We start from the raw sequence: 15,922 nt of genomic DNA, 5'->3' as shown, positions 1-15,922 counted from the left end.
TCACTGTTGGTACGGATGACGGTGGCGCATCCGGTGCGGAGGTTCCGATCGTCGTCTGCGTCAGCGCGGATGCCTCGGTGCTCCCTCGGGTGCTGCGCCGGCTCGATGGGGTCGGCTCGGTGGTGAACTGCGCCGACCTGGACCAGCTGCGGGCGCTGCTGTCCCCGTCCCCGGTCGGCTCGACGCCGGTCGTCACCCCACTGGCGGCGCCGCAGGGACCGGTCCGCTGGGGTGAGCTGGTCGTCGACCCGGCCGGGCACCTGGTGACCTGGCGTGGCGACCCGCTGCCGCTCTCCCGCACCGAACGGGAGCTGTTGACCCGGCTCATCGGCCCGCCACTGGTCGTCTGGAGCTACGAACAGCTCTGCGCGTCAGTGCCGGGCGACCCGGACACCGCGCTCCTGCACTCCACCGTCAAACGGCTCCGGCGCAGGCTGCGGGGCCTGCCGGGCGCTCCGCAGGTGCACACCGTGCGCGGGGTCGGCTATCGACTCGACCCACCACCGCTGCTGAACGAGCACTGACCGCACCGCCGACCGCCTCCGCCGCCGCGTCGGCGGCGGACGCGTGACACCATGGCCGGGTGAGCGGTGCTGTCCAGACGGGTTGGGTCCCTTCGGCCGGTCCCGCCGTGCCGGCGCCCGCCCGGCGACGGCGGCGTTGGCTGCTCGCCGCGACAGTGGCCTGGACCGTGCTGCTGGCCGCGCTCGCCTGGACGTCGGTCCGCACCGACCCACCGACCGTTCGCGAGCAGCGTTCTCTCGACCAGGCCGGCCCGGTGGTCGACCGGGCGATCGGCGAGCTGGCCCGGGCGGCCGGCGCCGCCGGCCTGCTGGAGCTGAGCCCGCCGCGGATCGCGGAGGGCTGCCGGGTCACCCCGTTCGCCGAGGGGGCGAGGCTGCGACGTGAGATCGGCGTGCTCGCGCCCGCCGACACCGAGCAGGCCGTGTTGGCGGGCATCGCCGATCGGCTGCCGGCGGGGTGGCGGGCCGGCGTCGGCTCCGGGCTGGACGGCCCCGAACTGCACGCCGACGCCGGTGAGTTCGTGGCCGTCGAGGGACGGCCGACAGTGGACGGCCGGGTGCTGTTGCTCGTCGACACCGGTTGCCGACCGGTCGGCTCCGGCTACCGGCAAGCCCCGTCGACCGTCGCCGGTCCGGAAGCCGCCGCCCTGACCGCCGCGCTGGTGGCGCTCGGGCGGCCCGGCGACGTCGCGCCGGAGCCGGTCACCGCGCCCTGCCCGGGCGGCGGGTCGGCCCGCACCGTGCGGTCCGCGGGTGGTCCCGGCCCGGCCGCGTCGACGGACGCCCTCGCCCCGCTGGCCGACAACACCCCACTGCTGGACAAGCCTCCGGTGTACGCGTACCGGACCGGCCCGGTCACGGTGTTCGCCGAACTCGCCCCGGACGACACCCGGCTGGCCGCCACCGTCGGCTGCCCGAGCTGAACCGGGCCGGTCCTCCGGTCAGCCGTCGGGGCCGGGCCGGTCTCCAGGCCAGCCCTCTGGGCCGGGCCGGTCTCAGCCGTCGCCCAGCCCATCCGTCGGTTCCCGGCTGCGCCCCAACGCGTCGACCATGCCCCACCGGCCGGGGATGTCCAGCAGCTCGACCCGGCCCATCCCCGGTGGCACGGCCGGGTCGATGATCAGGTGCTCGCCCTGCGGCTCCAACCCCAGCATCACCCGCAGCAGCAGCAGTGGGGTGCCGGTCGACCAGGCCTGCGGGCTGCACGCCGTCGGGTACTCCACCGGGTAGTCGGTGAGACTCCGGTCGTAGCCGGCGAACGCCTCCGGCAGCCGCCCCTCGAAGTATCGGGACGCCGCCAGCAACGTGTCGCAGAGCCTCCCCGCCTCGTTCCGGAAGCCGTACCGCCACAACCCCCAGGCGATGATCGAGTTGTCGAACGGCCAGACCGTGCCCACGTGGTAGCCGATCGGGTTGTACCGTCCCTCGTCCGCGGCGAGCGTGCGCACCCCCCAGCCGGAGAACAGTCGCGGCCCGAGCAGGTGCTCGACCACCTTGCCGGCCCGGGACTCGTCCACGATGCCGCTCCACAGCAGGTGCCCGATGTTCGAGGTCAGCGCGTCCACCTGCCGCCCGTCGGCGTCCAGCGCGACCGCGTAGTACTCGCGGTCGGCGATCCAGAAGTCGCGGTCGAACCGCCGCTTGAGGTCGGCGGCCTCCCGCTCCAGTCGGTCGGCGTACGCCGGGTCGTTCCAGAAGGTCCGGGCCAGCCGGGCAGCCCGCAGCTTCGCGTCGTACGCGTACCCCTGCAGTTCGCAGGTCGCCCGGGGGAAGCCGGGAAACTGGCCGTCGGCGTACGAGATGGCGTCCCAGGAGTCCTTCCAACACTGGTTCTGCAGGCCCGTCTCCGGGTTGCGGGTCTGGTACCAGAGGTAGCCGGTGCCGAGCAGGTCGCCGTACGTGTCGATCCAGTCCAACGCCGCGCGGACCTGCGGCTCCAGCCGACGGACCAGCGCGGAGTCTCCCGTCCACCGCTCGTACTCGTCGATCAGGATGATGAACAGCGGTGTCGAGTCGGCCGACCCGTAGTACGGCGAGTGCGGCTGCTCCTCGAAGCCGGCGGTCTCCCCGTACCGCAGCTCGTGCAGGATCTTGCCGGGTTCCTCGTCCCGGAAGTCGTCCACCCGGTGCCCCTGGAGTCCGGCCAGCATCAGGATGGTCGGTGGGACCAGCTCCGGCAGGAACGGCAGCACCTGCAGTGAGGTGATGATGCTGTCCCGGCCGAACAGGGTCATGAACCAGGGCAGCCCGGCGGCGATCAGCCGCACGCCCAGGGCGATCGACTCGTAGCGCAGGGCGGCCAGGTCGTTGAGGCTGCGCCGGTACGCCCCGGCCAGTGGCTCGCAGTCGCACCCGAGCTTCGGCGCCCGGTCGATCAGCTCCTGCTGCTCGGCCCGGATGACGTCCGCGCTGCGGCTGCCCCCGTACGGCAGGGTGGCCCGGATGTCCTCGCCACGGGCCCCGTAGACGACGCTTGACACGTGCAGCCGGGTGGACCACTGGCTGTTCCGGGCGACCCGGATCCGGAAGGTCATCCCGGTGGTGTCGACCTGCGCCGGCGCGGTGGTCCGCACCACCATCTCCCGGTGGAACGCCTCCCGCCGGTAGGTCAGCCGCAGCTCGTTCTCGGCGACCGCGACGGTGGTCTGGCCGCGCTTCCGCCGCGAATCCTTGATCTCGAACAGGTCGGCGAAGTCGGCCCCGATCTCGATCCGGACGGTGCACTCGACCTCCGCGCCGAGGTGGTTCAGCACTGTCAGCTCCTCCTCGAAGCTGCCCACTATCGCCCGGCTGCGGATCACCGATGCCTTCGCGTCCAGGTAGTGCGTGGGTTCCCCGGGGGCGAGGAAGAACTTGGTGCGGTACGACTCGGCGTCGTCGACGGAGAGGGCGTGCAGTCGTTCGCCGTCCAGGGTGAGCACCCACGTGGACAGGAATCGGGTGTCGAAGGAGAACAGCCCGGTGGGGAAGTCGTAGGACGGTTCGATGTCCCCCCGCCGGTCGCTGACCAGGAAGGTGTTGCCGTCCAGGATGCTGACGAGTTCCTTCACGCCGGTCGTCCGGCGGTTCGGCGCGCCGTTTCCCGGGGGTCGCGGGTGCCGGGCGGGTTCGGGAAGAATCGGCGGAAGGCGAGGAAGAGCACCACGTTGCCGCTGAACGTGCTCTCGTTGCGCAGCACCGCCGCGACCCCCTGGGCCTCGCCGGCGATCAGTCGGTCGAAGAGGGCCGCGCTGCTGTACCAGATGGCGTCGGCCGGCCCGCGCCCTCGGCTGATCTGCACCGATCCGGGCCGCATCCGGACCAGCCAGTGCTCGGTCCGGTGGCCGTCGCCAAGGTCGATCTGAAGGGTTCCGTCGGCCAGGCCGCCCAGGATGTTGGGGGCGCGGGACGGCAGCGCTTCGAAGAACCTCTCCGTCGCCTCGGTCACATCCGAATCGTAGGCAGCCGTCCGGGATGTCGGGTCGGTATCGGCACTCCGCCCGAATCGACCGAGCGCGTCGGGTGGTCAGTAGACGAGCGCCTGCGCGCCCTCGGCCATGGCCTCCTCGACGAAGACGGCGGCGCCCGCGATCCGGACCCCGGGCAGGACGTCGTCCGGGCCGATCTCGCGTCGGGCCGCGCACTGGGTGCAGGCGGTCACCCGACCACTGGTCAGGATGACGTGCAGCAACTCGGCAAGCGGCGCGGAGTGCGGCAGCTCGAACTGTTGGGCGCGACCGGGCAGGGCGAACCAGGTCGACTCACCGGTCAGCCAGAGTGACACGTCCACTCCGGCCGCGACAGCCGTCGCGGCGACAGTGAATGCCTGCGCGCACCGCTCCGGGGCGTCCGCCCCAGCGGTGGCCTTGACGACGAGAGTGCGGGCCATGTGGCCCAGCATAGGATGGTCGGGATGGTTACCGAGATCGGGTTTGTCAGCCTGTTGGTCGCTGGCCTGGGCGGGCTCGCCGGTGGCCTGGTCTACCTTGCGGTACGCATTTCGAGAGGACGTTGGTGAGCGAGAACCCGCTACAGCCGCCGTGGCTGAACGCGCCGCCGGTCGAGGAGTACCCGTTCGAGGAGAGTCACGACCTGCGGGTCGGGCCGAAGCTGCACCCGGCGCTGGACGGCCTGCTGCCCTACGTCGGCCTCTGGCGGGGCCGGGGCAAGGGTGGTTTCCCCACCATCGACGACTTCGACTACGCGCAGGAGATCCGGATCAGCCACGACGGCCGGCCGTTCCTGCACTACGAGTCCCGCGCCTGGATCCTCGACGAGCAGAGCAAGCCGGTCCGTCCGGCCGGTCGCGAGGTCGGCTGGTGGCGGCCGGTGCTGGTGGACGGACGGGCGACCGATGAGCTGGAGGTGCTGCTCACCACGCCGACGGGGGTGATGGAGCTGCACCTGGGCAAGCGCACCGGCACCCAGGTGGAGTTCGCCACCGACGCGGTGGTGCGGACGCCGACCGCCAAGGAGGTCACCGGCGGGAAGCGGCTCTTCGGCATCGTCGAGGGCGCGCTGCTCTACGCCCAGGAGATGGCCGCGGTGGGGCAGGGGCTCAGCCCGCACCTCTCCGCCCGTCTCGTCCGGGTCGGCGGTTGACCTAGCCGGGGAAACCCAGCAGGGCCCGCAGGGCGGGGGTGCGCGGGCAGGGGGCCCGGCGCACCCCGTCCAGCGTGTGGACCTCGACGGCCCCGCGTACCGACGAGGTGAACCACACGCCGTCCGCCGCGTGCAGCTCGGCCGTGGTGACCATCCGCTCGGCGGCACGCAGGCCCAGCTCGGCGGCGTGGGCGAGCAGCCAGGCCACTGTCGTGCCGGCCAGGATGCCGGTGGTGGCGGCCGGCACCGTGCAGAGCGTGTCGTCGGTGAGCCACACCACGTTGGCCCAGGGGCCCTCCAGGGCGTAGCCGTCGGAGGAGATCCAGAGCACGTCGTCCACCCCGGTCCGGTCGGCCCAGCGGCGGGCGGCGCTGTTTACCGCGTACGACGTCGATTTGATCCCGGCCGGCAGCCAGCTCAGCCCGTTGCGGGCGTCGGCGGGCACCCCCAGCGGCAGGGTGGCCACACTGATCCCGTTCCGCCGGGCCGCCCGGGAGGCCGCCGGCACCGCGGCCAGCGTGGCGTAGACAGTCGGCGGGCCGCCGCTCTCCGGGCCCCGCGTGCAGACCAGCCGGAGCGCGCCCTCCACCGACGCCGGCCAGCCCGCGCACACCTCGTCGAGCAGGTCGATGAGCGCCGCGGTGGGCGGCACGGCCAGTTCGACGGCGTCGGCAGCGGCAACCAGGCGGGCCAGGTGTTCGTCGCGCAGCCACGGCCGGCCATGCCGCAGGTGCATGGTCTCGAAGAGGCCGTCGCCCCGGAGGACGCCGAGGTCGTCACCGCGGAGCACGGGGTCGCCGGCCGGCACCGGGCCGCGCCCGAGGACGACGATCCGTGCGGTCGGATCGGCCCCGACCTTCCCGGCGGGCGACATCACCATGACCGTCGAGCGTAGCGGCGGTCGATCGCGGTGCGAGGACCGGCATGGTGGCCGAACTATGATCGGATGGTGTCCGAATCCTCCCTCGCGGAAATGCTGCGGGCCCGTGGGCTGCGGCTGACGCCCCAGCGACAGCTCGTCCTCCAGGCCGTGCTCGATCTGGGGCACGCCAGCCCGGAGCAGGTGCACACCGCCGTCCGGGAGGTCGCCGCCGGCGTCAACATCACCACCATCTATCGCACGCTTGAGCTGCTGGAACGGCTCGGCCTGGTCACCCACACGCACCTGTCGCACGGCTCGCCGACCTATCACGCGGCAGGTGAGCACCAACACGTCCACCTGGTCTGCCGGGAGTGCGGGGCGATCGACGAGATCGATCCGGGGCTGCTCCGGCCGCTCGCCGACGAGTTGGCCGCGCAGCGCGGGTTCCGGGTGGATATCGGGCACGTGTCACTCTTCGGCGTCTGCGTACGCTGCGAGAACGGGGACGACAAATGATCGACATCGCGGGTGCGGTGGCCGTCGAGAGCATCGACGAGGCCAGCCGCGACCAGCCGGACCCGGCGCACGTCGCGGCCGGGGTGCGGGGGGTCGCCGCGCACTACGGGGACCCGCTGCGGGAGCAGCGCACCCTCGACACCGAGGTCGGCCTGGTCGACCGGTCGCATCGGGGGATCATCGCGGTGCCCGGGGAGGAGCGCGCCAGCTGGTTGCACACGATCACCTCCCAGCACCTGACGACGCTTGCCGCCGGTGAGGGCACCGAGCTGCTTGTGCTCTCCCCGCACGGGCACGTCGAGCAGCACGCGCTGGTCGCGGAGGACGGCGAGACCGCCTGGCTGGACACCGACCCGGGTGCGACCGAGGGCCTGCTCGGTTACCTGGAGAAGATGCGGTTCTTCAGCCGGGTCGACCCGCGCGACGCGACCGCCGAACGGGCGTTGCTGTCGCTTGTCGGACCGGCGGCGACCGAGGCGCTGACCACGCTCGGCGTGACCGGGCTTGCCGCACCGGACCTGGTCGCGGTGCCCGGTCCGAAGTTCGCCGCCGGGGCCGTGCCACCGCGAGCGAGTGTTCGGTACGACGTCAAACCGCTGCCGATCGGCGGCTGGGCGCGGCGTGGCCTGCTCGGGGTGGACCTGCTGGTGCCCCGCTCGGCGATGGATCAGGTGGTGGCGGAGCTACGCGGCGCGGGTGTGCCGGTCGCCGGCCTGTGGGCGTACGAGGCGATCCGGGTGGCCGCCCGGCAGCCCCGGGTCGGGGTGGACACCGATCACCGGACCATTCCGGCGGAGGTGGATCTGATCGGCCCGGCGGTGCATCTCGACAAGGGTTGTTACCGGGGGCAGGAGACGGTGGCCCGGGTGCACAACATGGGCCGGCCGCCGCGTCGCCTCGTACTGCTGCACCTGGACGGGGTGACCACCGACCAACCGCCGACGGCCGGTACGCCGGTGACCCTCGACGGCCGGGCGGTGGGTTTCGTCGGCACCGCAGTGCTGCACCACGAGCTGGGGCAGGTCGCCCTCGCGGTGCTGAAGCGGAACGTCCCGGACGACGCCGCGCTGCTGATCGGGGAGACGGCGGCGGCGATCGACCCGTCCTGAGCGGGCCGTCTAGGATCGCCGGCATGACGACAGGGACGTTGATCACGGTGGCTCCGACCGGCGCGGAGTCGGCGAAGGCGGAGGTGCCGGCACTGCCGGTGACGCTCGACGAGTTGCTGCTCACCGCCAAGGAGTGCGAGGCGCTCGGCGCCTCCGTGATCCACGTCCACATCCGCGACGAGGAGGCCCGGCCGACCCTCGACCCGGTGCGGCTGGCCGACACGGTGGCGGCCCTGCGGGACAGCACCGACCTGATCGTGCAGCTCTCCTCCGGCGGCGCGGTGACCGACCCGGAGGCGGCCCGACTCGCCGTGCTCGACGCCCGGCCGGACATGGCCTCCTGCACCATGGGCACTGTCAACTTCGGCGACGACGTCTTCCTCAACCGCTGGGAGTTCATCGTCGACCTGCACACCCGGATGCAGGAGCGCGGGATCGTTCCGGAGTACGAGATCTTCGACCTCGGCCACCTGTCCGCGTTGCAGCGACTGCTCGGCAAGTACGGGCTGCCGGCCGGCGGGCACGTGCACGTCGACTTCGTGATGGGCGTGCCGGGCGGCATGCCGGGCACCACCGAGACGCTGGTGGCCGCCCACCGGATGCTGCGCGACCTGCCCGAGGGCACCACGTTCTCGGCCACCGGCGTCGGCCGCAGCACCCTCCCGGTGCTGTTGGCCGCGCTGTCGACAGGCGGGCACCTGCGGGTCGGCATGGAGGACACCGTGACGTACGCGAAGGGCCGGCCGGTGGAGTCCAACATGCAACTGGTCGCCCGCGCGGTGGGTTTCGCCCAGCTCGCGCAGCGCCCGCCGCTGACCACCACCGAGGCGCGCGAGCTGCTCGGGGTGTAAGGCCGGGCCGGTCCCGCGCTCCTGTCACCCGGGCGGAGGACCTCCTGGTCACCCCGCCGACGGGCACCCCGGGGCCGTCGGTACCGTCCAGCGCGTGACGAAGACGTACGAGGGCGGCGCGCCGCTCGCCGAGGTGGTCCGGTCCGGGTTCGTGGAGGGTTCGCACCGCGGCTCGGTGGTGGTGTTGGACGCCGCCGGCGCGCCGGTGGCCGCCGCCGGGGACGTGACGTCGCCGATCTTTCCCCGGTCGGCCAGCAAGCCGATGCAGGCGATCGGGATGCTCCGGGCCGGCCTGACCCTGACCGACCCGGCCGACCTGGCCCTGGTGTCGGCGAGCCACGCGGGTGAGGACTTCCACCTGGCCCGGGTCGGTGCGCTGCTGGAGCGCGCCGGGCTGGACGCAGAAGCGTTGCACTGCCCGCCCGACCTGCCGGTGGGCGCGGCGGCCCGGGAGGCTGTGCTGCGCGCCGGTGGCGGGCCGAGCAGGGTGCAGATGAACTGCTCCGGCAAGCACAGCGGAATGCTGCTGACCTGCGAGGCCGCCGGGTGGCCGCGGGATGGCTACTGGCGGCCGGAGCACCCGTTGCAGCAGCGGTTGCGGGCGGCCATCGAGGAGTTCACCGGCGAGCGGGCGGCGGCGGTGGGCGTGGACGGCTGCGGCGCGCCGGTGCTCGCCGTGTCGTTGACCGGCCTCGCCGGGGCGTTCCTCCGGCTGGTCGACGCCGAGCCCGGCTCGGCCCCACGGGCCGTGGCCGACGCCATGCGTGGGTACCCGGAGATCGTCGGTGGCACCCAGGCCGACGATACCCGGCTCATGCGTGGTGTTCCGGGGCTGCTGGCGAAGGTCGGTGCCGAGGGTGTGATCGCGGTGGCCCTGCCGGGTGTCGGCGCCGTCGCCCTGAAGATCGACGACGGCGCCGACCGCGCCCGGATGCCGGTGCTGGTCTCCGCGCTGCGCCGGCTCGGCGTGGACGCCCCGGTGCTTACCGAGTACGCGGAGGTGCCGCTCTTCGGCGGCGGCGTCCCGGTCGGCGCGGTCCGCCCGCTCTGGTGACACCACCGGTCCACCGCTCGGCGCTCCGGCGGCCCGACCCGGTGGCCAACGCCTGATCGAGCGCTATACCTCACAGGCATAGATATGACTCTGAGGTATAGCGCTCGTCGCGGCGTCAGCCCCGTCGTTGGCGGCGGGTCTGCTGGCGGCGGTGGCGCGGGCCTGCCCCGTGGCGTCGCTGGCCGAGGCGCGGTCACTGCCGCACCGCGTCGCGCGGTCAGCTCAGGAAGTCCAGCAGGGCGGCGTTGACCGGCTCGGGGCGCTCCAGCGGCAGCAGGTGTGCGGCGTCCGGCACGTCGGGCAGTCGTACCGCGCCGGGGACCTCGGCGGCGATCCGGTCGGCGAGCCGCCTGATGTCCGGCACGTCCGCGGCTCCGGCGGTGACAAGCACCGGCACCGTCAGCTCGCCGAGGCGACCGATCGCCGGTGGCGTCAGTTCGCCCACCTCTACCGCGCCGAGCGCCAGCTCGGCGGCGAGGGCACGCTGGTCCATCTCCTGTGCGAACGCGATCAGCTCGGGGTCGACGTCCTCCGGCTGGCGGGCCGGGCCGACCACCCAGAACCGCACCTCGCCGGCCGCGCCGGCGACGAAGTCGTCGGGGTCGACCTCGCCGACCAGGTTGTCCCAGAGGTCGTTCGCCTCCTCGGACCACTCGTTGCCGGAGACCGCGGTGTCGAACAGTGCGAGCGCGCTCACCCGGTCGGGGTGGGCCAGCGCGGTGTCGATGGCGACCGACCCACCGAAGGAGCAGCCGACCAGGGCGGCCCGGGGCAGGTCGAGCGCGTCCAGCAGCCCGGCCACGTCGTCGTGGTGCGTGAACGGGGCCGGGGGCAGTTCCGAGTCTCCGTAGCCGCGCAGGTCCGGAACGATCACCCGGTGCCGGGTGGCGAGCGCGGACAACTGTCCCCGCCACATCCGTCGGTCGGCGATGCCGGCGTGCAGCAGCACGACCGGCGAACCGGTGCCGGCCTCGTCGTACGCGATGCTTGCTCCATTGACTGTGATCTTGTGCACGAACGGACCGTACGGACCCGCGAAGCGGCGCGCAAATAGGACGTTGAGACGTTGCTAACTATGGCTAGCATTTTGCTTGCAAGAGCTAGCGCGGCCGGTTAGCGTCGCTGTCATGGCCACACCCAAAGACCTTCCCGACGTCGGCGGGTTCATCCGCGATCTGCGGCGCAACGCCAAGATCTCGCTGCGGCAGCTCGCCGAGCAGGCGGGGGTCAGCAACCCGTACCTCAGCCAGATCGAACGCGGCCTGCGCAAGCCGAGCGCCGAGGTGCTTCAGCAACTGGCGAGCGCGCTGCGGGTCTCCACCCCGGCGATGTACCTGCGCGCCGGTCTGCTCGACGACAAGGAGGGCCACGGCGTGCTGGCCGCCATCGCGGTGGACACCGACCTGACGATGGCCCAGAAGCAGTCGCTCAGCCAGATCTACGAGACGTTCCGCCGGGAGAACACCCGGCTGGCCGAGGCCCAGGCCACCGCCGAGAGCGCCGGCGCGACCGGAGCGACCACCCCGACCGACGTCGCCGACGAGCCCGCCGACGTGGCCAACCTGGCCGCCACCGGCCCCACCACCGCGGGCGGCACCCCGACCGAGGCCGTACTCGAGTCGGTCGCCGTCACCGAGGCGGGCACCGCACCCGCCCCGGGCAGCACCAGCACCCCCGAGAAGAAGGCCGCCGGTCCGGCGGCCCGCGAGGCCGCCCCGGCGGCCGAGGAGGAGACCCCATGAGCGAGCCGAAGACCAACCGCATCCCCGCCCCGCTCTACGCCGCCGCCGGCGCCGGTGAGCTGGCCATCGAGCACCTGCGCAAGCTGCCGGCCGTGGTCGGCGTCCTCGGCACCCGGGTCGTCGCCGACCTGGGCGGTCGGGCCGTGCTGACCGGCTTCGAGTTGCGGCAGAAGGCCACCGAGACGCTGCGTACCGCCAACGAGACCGCCGGGACGCTGCGCGAGCGGGCGCAGGCCGAACTGGACCTGGCCAAGCTCCGCGAGTCGGCCGACCTGACCAAGCTGCGGGAGGCCGCCGACCTCGACAAGCTGCGGGCCGCCGCCACCCGCAACGCCATCCTGGTCTTCGCGGGCGCGCAGGCCGCCCAGGAGCGGGCCTACGCCGCGTACGGCGCGCTCGTCGCCCGCGGTGAGCGGGTCGTCGGCACCGGCGTGCTGGAGGCCGCCGAGACGGTGAACGCCGACATCGAGGCGACCCAGGCCGCGACGCCCGGCACCGCCGCCCCGGCCGACGTGACCCCCGCCGACGTGACCCCGGCCGAGGTGCCGACCCCGGCCGACGTGGCCGAGATCGTCGAGGCCAAGCCGGCCGCCGCCAAGAAGGCCACCCGGGCGCCGAAGGCTGCCAAGCCCGTCGCGACCCCGTCGGCGAAGCTTCCCGGGGCCACCAAGCGGACCCGCCCGGCGGCCGAGTAGTTCGTTCCGTCGACGACCCCGGCGGCGTCCTTGTCGGACGTAGCCGGGGTCCTCGACATAAGCTTGCCGGCATGGCCAACGCCGCGCCGATCTTCGCGTTCGAAGTCCGCTACGTGATCGAGCTGATCCTGCTCGTCTTCGCGCTGATCGTTCAGGGTGTCGCCCTGGTGCACGCGATCACCCAGCGCTCCGACGCCTTCCCCGCCATTGGCACCCTCCCGAAGGGCGGCTGGATCGCCATCCTCGCCGTCTGCCTCGTGCTCACCCTGCTCGGCTTCGGCCCGATCAGCCTCTTCGGCCTGATCGGCATCGCCGCCGGCCTGATCTACCTCCTCGACGTTCGGGTCGGTCTGCGCGACCTGAGCGACGGCAAAGGGTTCTGGTGAGAGGTTTTCGCTGGCCACCCCCACCCGACAGTGGCCCCCGCACCTGGGGTCCCGGGCCGGGTGGGCCGCGTACCGGCCGACCGGCGCTGCCGGAGCCGGAGACCGAGCTGGTCACCACCCCGCACGGCGTACGGCTGGAACGGCTGGTCACCGGCACCGGTGATCCGGTCACCGTCTTCGCGCACGGGCTGGGCAACGGCATCGCCACCACCCGCCCGTTCGGCAGTGGGGTGACCGGCCGCAAGGTGTTCTTCCAGTTCCGCGGGCACGGCCGGTCCGATGCCCCGGACGGGCCGTGGACCTACCTGGACCTGGCCCGGGATCTACGCGCGATCGCGGACCTCGGCGGGGCCAGCCGGGCCTTCGGCGCGAGCCTCGGTGCCGGTGCTCTCTGCCGCCTGCTCGCGGAGAGCCCGGAGCGTTTCGAGAAGCTTGTCTTCTTCCTGCCGGCGGTGCTCGACGAGCCGCGCGGGCCGGTCGCCCACGACCGGATCACGGATCTGCTGGAGGCGGTGCAGAGCGGGGAGGCCTCGGCGGTCGCCGACGTCGTCGCGCTGGAGCTGCCCGCGGCGGTGCGCAACACCCCGGCCGGCTGGGCGTACCTGCGGCAGCGGCTCGACCAGCTGCTGCGCGACGGTCTGGCCGAAGGCCTGGCGACCCTGGCGGAGCAGACGTCGCTGCGCCAGATCGGTGACCTGGCGGCGGTCACCGCGCCGGCGCTTGTCATCGGCTGCGCGGGCGACGACCTGCATCCGGTCGAGGTCGCCGAGCGGCTCGCCGCCGCGCTGCCCCAGGCCACCCTGCACGTGTACGACAGGCCCGGCGTCCTCTGGACGGAACGCGCCGACCTGCGGGACCGCATCTCCGGCTTCCTCAACGAGTAATCTGCGCTGTCATGGGCGTCACACGACATGGCCGCACGCACCGCCTCGACCTCGCCGACCCGACTCTGCGCGAGTGGACCTGCACGGTCCTGCACGCCGACCCCGAGCAGGGCATCGTCCTGGACCGCTCCGCGTTCTACCCGGGTGGCGGCGGCCAACCTCCGGACCACGGGGTGCTGCTGTGGCAGGGCGTGCAGACCCGGATCGTCGGCACCCGCAAGGGCGACGACCCCTACCTGATCCCCGCCGAGGGTGACCCGCTGCCGCCGGTCGGCGCCGAGGTCGTCGGCGCGGTGGAGGACGAGCGCCGCAGCCGACTGATGCGTACCCACTCGGGGCTGCACGTGCTCTGCGGTGTGGTGTTCCGCGACTTCGGCGCGCTGGTCACCGGCGGCAACATGGAACCGGGCGAGGCCCGGATGGACTTCAACCTCCCCGAGGTGCCACCGGACTTCAAGAGCCGGATCGAGGAGCTGGTCAACGCCGAGGTGGCCGCCGACCGGTCGGTCGCCGTGCGGGTGCTGCCGCGCACCGAGGCACTGGCCCTGCCGGACATCATCCGTACCCAGTCCAACCTCATCCCGCCGGACGAGCAGGAGGTCCGGATCGTCGACATCGTCGGGCTGGACGTGCAGGCCGACGGCGGGACCCACGTCGCCTCCACCGCGCAGATCGGCAAGGTGCAGGTGGTCAAGGTGGAGAGCAAGGGCCGGGCCAACCGCCGCGTCCGCGTCCGGCTGGCGGACTAGATCCGAGAAACGAATTCGGACGCCGGTTGTCAGGTATCGCTGACAACCTCGCAGGTATGACACAACCGCTGACAGGGAAGATCGCGCTCGTCGCCGGCGCCACCCGGGGCGCCGGTCGACAGATCGCGATCCAGCTCGGTGCCGCTGGCGCCACCGTCTACGCCACCGGCCGCAGCAGCAGTGCCGGCCGCTCGGAGATGGACCGGCCGGAGACCATCGAGGAGACCGCCGAGCTGGTCACCGCCGCCGGCGGCACGGGCATCGCCGTTCGGGTCGATCACCTCGTGCCGGAGCAGGTCCGCGACCTGGTCGCCCGGATCGACGCCGAGCAGGGTCGACTTGACGTGCTGGTCAACGACATCTGGGGTGGCGACCCGCTTGTCACCTGGCACAAGCCGGTCTGGGAGCAGCCTCTGGACGCCGGCTTCCGCACCCTGCGACTGGCCATCGACACGCACATCATCACCAGCCACTTCGCCCTGCCGCTGCTGGTCCGCAAGCCCGGCGGTCTGGTGGTGGAGATGGGGGACGGCACCAAGGCGTACAACGACGAGAACTACCGGCTGTCGGTCTTCTACGACCTGGCCAAGGTCTCGGTGAACCGGCTCGCCTTCGCCCAGGCACACGAGCTGAAGCCACACGGCTGCACGGCGGTGGCGCTCACCCCGGGGTGGATCCGTTCGGAGGCGATGCTTGAGCACTTCGGCGTGACCGAGGAGAACTGGCGCGACGGCGCCGCCACCGACCCGAACTTCCTCATCTCGGAGACGCCGGCCTTCGTCGGCCGCGCGGTGGCCGCGCTCGCGGCGGACGAGGAGAGGGCCCGCTGGAACGGCCAGTCCGTCGACGCCGGCACCCTGTCCAAGGTGTACGGCTTCACCGACCTCGACGGCAGCCAGCCGGAAGGCTTCCGCTACATCACCGAGGTGGTCGACGCGGGCAAGCCGGCGGACGTCACGGGCTACCGGTAGAGCGCGCCGAGGCGGCCGGCCGCCTCGGCGAACAACTGCCGCAGCTCGGGTGGATCGAGCACCTCCACCTCGGGGCCGAGCCCCAGCAGTTGGTGGTACGCCACCTGGACCGACTCGACGGGCAGCCGCGCCACCACCCAGCCCTGCCCGTCGGGTGGGCCGGCGGCGGCGACCACCTCGTCGTACACGAAGGGGGCATCGACCAGGTGCCGGAGCTGGCGCAGGCCGGCGGGGCTCAGCCGGACGGCGACCTCGGCCCGCAGCATGGTCCGCAGGAACGACCCGGCCTGCTCGCGCCAGTGCCCGGCCAGGTCGAAGTCCTCGTCGCGGTCGAAGCGCTCCGCACCCACCTCGACGCCGGTGACCCGGTCCACCCGGTAGGTGCGCGCGTCGTCGCCGACCCGGCCGACCAGATACCAGACCCCGCTCTTGAGGACCAGCCCGTACGGCTGGACCCGGCGGCTCACCTCCCGGTCGCCGCGTCGGTAGCGCAACTCCACCACCCGGTCTCCCCAGGCCGCCCGGGCCAGCTCGGGAAGCCACAGCGGTGGCGCGGTCTCCCGGAACCAGCCCGGTACGTCCAGGTGGAACCGCTGCCCGGCGCGGGCCGGGGCGTCGCGCAGGGCGGGTGGCAGCGCGGCGAGCACCTTCAGCTCGGCGGAGGCGACCGCGTCGGCGAGCCCCATGTCGCCGGCCGGTCCGGGTAGCCCGGTGAGGAAGAGCGCCTCCGCCTCGTCCCGGGTCAGCCCGGTCAGTCGGGTGCGGTAGCCGCCGAGCAACCGGTAACCGCCGGCCCGACCCCGGTCGGCGTAGACCGGCACCCCGGCGGCGGAGAGGGCCAGCACGTCCCGGTAGACGGTCCGCTCGGAGACCTCCAACTCCCGCGCCAGCTCGCCCGCGGTCATCGACCCGCGCGACTGCAACAGCAACAGCAACGAGATCAGTCGGGACGCGCGCACCCGCCCATCCTGCCCCGCCCACCGTCAGGCGCATTCGAC

Annotated in this window: 20 protein-coding genes; 14 read left to right on the top strand and 6 right to left on the bottom strand. The window is 72.9% G+C overall.

Features of this window, described 5'->3' with window-relative positions; all coding sequences use genetic code 11:
• The first annotated feature begins 47 nt into the window (after positions 1-47).
• A complete protein-coding gene (locus ACQPWW_RS31790; protein WP_433134702.1) occupies positions 48-524 on the top strand; it encodes a winged helix-turn-helix domain-containing protein in 477 nt (158 codons plus the stop codon).
• 59 nt (positions 525-583) lie between these two features.
• Positions 584-1,447: a hypothetical protein gene (locus tag ACQPWW_RS31785; protein WP_433127504.1), complete on the top strand. Its 864-nt coding sequence runs from the start codon at positions 584-586 to the stop codon at positions 1,445-1,447.
• Positions 1,448-1,519: 72 nt separating this feature from the next.
• Here ACQPWW_RS31785 and ACQPWW_RS31780 read toward each other — a convergent pair whose 3' ends face one another.
• The 3 genes from ACQPWW_RS31780 to ACQPWW_RS31770 form a co-directional block, all read right to left on the bottom strand.
• Complete coding sequence (locus ACQPWW_RS31780) at positions 1,520-3,574, bottom strand: amylo-alpha-1,6-glucosidase (protein WP_433127503.1); 2,055 nt, start codon at positions 3,572-3,574, stop codon at positions 1,520-1,522.
• The gene (locus tag ACQPWW_RS31775; RefSeq protein WP_433127502.1) at positions 3,571-3,951 is read right to left on the bottom strand and encodes an SCP2 sterol-binding domain-containing protein; all 381 of its coding nucleotides are present in this window, start codon (positions 3,949-3,951) and stop codon (positions 3,571-3,573) included. Before ACQPWW_RS31775 ends, ACQPWW_RS31780 begins: the two co-directional genes overlap by 4 nt.
• A gap of 78 nt (positions 3,952-4,029) precedes the next feature.
• Complete coding sequence (locus ACQPWW_RS31770) at positions 4,030-4,404, bottom strand: DsrE family protein (protein WP_030490116.1); 375 nt, start codon at positions 4,402-4,404, stop codon at positions 4,030-4,032.
• Positions 4,405-4,416: 12 nt separating this feature from the next.
• Here ACQPWW_RS31770 and mtfM point away from each other — a divergent pair, with 12 nt between their 5' ends.
• Both mtfM and ACQPWW_RS31760 read left to right on the top strand, forming a co-directional pair.
• Positions 4,417-4,521, top strand: coding sequence for a small membrane protein MtfM (mtfM, locus tag ACQPWW_RS31765; protein WP_030327764.1), 105 nt, complete (start codon positions 4,417-4,419; stop codon positions 4,519-4,521).
• A complete protein-coding gene (locus ACQPWW_RS31760; RefSeq protein ID WP_433127501.1) occupies positions 4,515-5,105 on the top strand; it encodes an FABP family protein in 591 nt (196 codons plus the stop codon). Before mtfM ends, ACQPWW_RS31760 begins: the two co-directional genes overlap by 7 nt.
• 1 nt (position 5,106) lies before the next feature.
• Here ACQPWW_RS31760 and ACQPWW_RS31755 read toward each other — a convergent pair whose 3' ends face one another.
• On the bottom strand, positions 5,107-5,985 hold the full coding sequence (locus tag ACQPWW_RS31755; protein ID WP_433127500.1) for an aminotransferase class IV: 879 nt from the start codon (positions 5,983-5,985) through the stop codon (positions 5,107-5,109).
• A 66-nt stretch (positions 5,986-6,051) separates the two neighbouring features.
• Between ACQPWW_RS31755 and ACQPWW_RS31750 the strand changes: the two genes are divergently transcribed.
• The 4 genes from ACQPWW_RS31750 (at position 6,052) to ACQPWW_RS31735 (ending at position 9,497) form a co-directional block, all read left to right on the top strand.
• A complete protein-coding gene (locus tag ACQPWW_RS31750) occupies positions 6,052-6,483 on the top strand; it encodes a Fur family transcriptional regulator (RefSeq protein ID WP_433127499.1) in 432 nt (143 codons plus the stop codon).
• Entirely contained in the window at positions 6,480-7,592 is a 1,113-nt protein-coding gene (locus tag ACQPWW_RS31745) for a YgfZ/GcvT domain-containing protein (RefSeq protein WP_433127498.1), read from the top strand. Before ACQPWW_RS31750 ends, ACQPWW_RS31745 begins: the two co-directional genes overlap by 4 nt.
• Positions 7,593-7,615: 23 nt before the next feature.
• Complete coding sequence (locus ACQPWW_RS31740; protein ID WP_433127497.1) at positions 7,616-8,443, top strand: 3-keto-5-aminohexanoate cleavage protein; 828 nt, start codon at positions 7,616-7,618, stop codon at positions 8,441-8,443.
• 94 nt (positions 8,444-8,537) lie between these two features.
• Positions 8,538-9,497: an asparaginase gene (locus ACQPWW_RS31735; protein WP_433127496.1), complete on the top strand. Its 960-nt coding sequence runs from the start codon at positions 8,538-8,540 to the stop codon at positions 9,495-9,497.
• A 217-nt stretch (positions 9,498-9,714) separates the two neighbouring features.
• Here ACQPWW_RS31735 and ACQPWW_RS31730 read toward each other — a convergent pair whose 3' ends face one another.
• The gene (locus tag ACQPWW_RS31730) at positions 9,715-10,512 is read right to left on the bottom strand and encodes an alpha/beta fold hydrolase (RefSeq protein ID WP_433127495.1); all 798 of its coding nucleotides are present in this window, start codon (positions 10,510-10,512) and stop codon (positions 9,715-9,717) included.
• A gap of 112 nt (positions 10,513-10,624) precedes the next feature.
• Here ACQPWW_RS31730 and ACQPWW_RS31725 point away from each other — a divergent pair, with 112 nt between their 5' ends.
• The 6 genes from ACQPWW_RS31725 to ACQPWW_RS31700 all read left to right on the top strand — a co-directional run bounded on the left by ACQPWW_RS31725 (position 10,625) and on the right by ACQPWW_RS31700 (position 14,924).
• Positions 10,625-11,239 carry a helix-turn-helix domain-containing protein gene (locus tag ACQPWW_RS31725; RefSeq protein WP_433127494.1) on the top strand — a complete coding sequence of 205 codons (615 nt, stop codon included), beginning with the start codon at positions 10,625-10,627 and terminating at the stop codon, positions 11,237-11,239.
• On the top strand, positions 11,236-11,934 hold the full coding sequence (locus ACQPWW_RS31720; protein WP_433127493.1) for a hypothetical protein: 699 nt from the start codon (positions 11,236-11,238) through the stop codon (positions 11,932-11,934). The genes ACQPWW_RS31725 and ACQPWW_RS31720 overlap by 4 nt, the downstream gene beginning before the upstream one ends.
• Before the next feature lie 71 nt (positions 11,935-12,005).
• Positions 12,006-12,320, top strand: a complete 315-nt coding sequence (locus ACQPWW_RS31715; protein ID WP_088950380.1) for a DUF2516 family protein — start codon at positions 12,006-12,008, stop codon at positions 12,318-12,320.
• Positions 12,317-13,204 (top strand): alpha/beta fold hydrolase, encoded by an 888-nt coding sequence (locus ACQPWW_RS31710; RefSeq protein ID WP_433127492.1) that lies wholly within the window; start codon positions 12,317-12,319, stop codon positions 13,202-13,204. The genes ACQPWW_RS31715 and ACQPWW_RS31710 overlap by 4 nt, the downstream gene beginning before the upstream one ends.
• 11 nt (positions 13,205-13,215) lie before the next feature.
• A complete protein-coding gene (locus ACQPWW_RS31705; protein WP_433127491.1) occupies positions 13,216-13,953 on the top strand; it encodes an alanyl-tRNA editing protein in 738 nt (245 codons plus the stop codon).
• Positions 13,954-14,009: 56 nt separating this feature from the next.
• Positions 14,010-14,924 carry an SDR family oxidoreductase gene (locus tag ACQPWW_RS31700; protein ID WP_433127490.1) on the top strand — a complete coding sequence of 305 codons (915 nt, stop codon included), beginning with the start codon at positions 14,010-14,012 and terminating at the stop codon, positions 14,922-14,924.
• Here ACQPWW_RS31700 and ACQPWW_RS31695 read toward each other — a convergent pair.
• Positions 14,915-15,883, bottom strand: coding sequence for a helix-turn-helix transcriptional regulator (locus ACQPWW_RS31695; RefSeq protein ID WP_433127489.1), 969 nt, complete (start codon positions 15,881-15,883; stop codon positions 14,915-14,917). The two genes, ACQPWW_RS31700 and ACQPWW_RS31695, sit on opposite strands and share 10 nt — an antisense overlap.
• Positions 15,884-15,922 lie beyond the last annotated feature (39 nt).

It is taken from the genome of Micromonospora sp. CA-240977, from assembly GCF_050942285.1.
Classification (GTDB): domain Bacteria; phylum Actinomycetota; class Actinomycetes; order Mycobacteriales; family Micromonosporaceae; genus Micromonospora.
The sequence above is the reverse complement of the archived record's forward strand: the minus strand, read 5'-3'. Positions and strand labels throughout refer to the sequence as shown.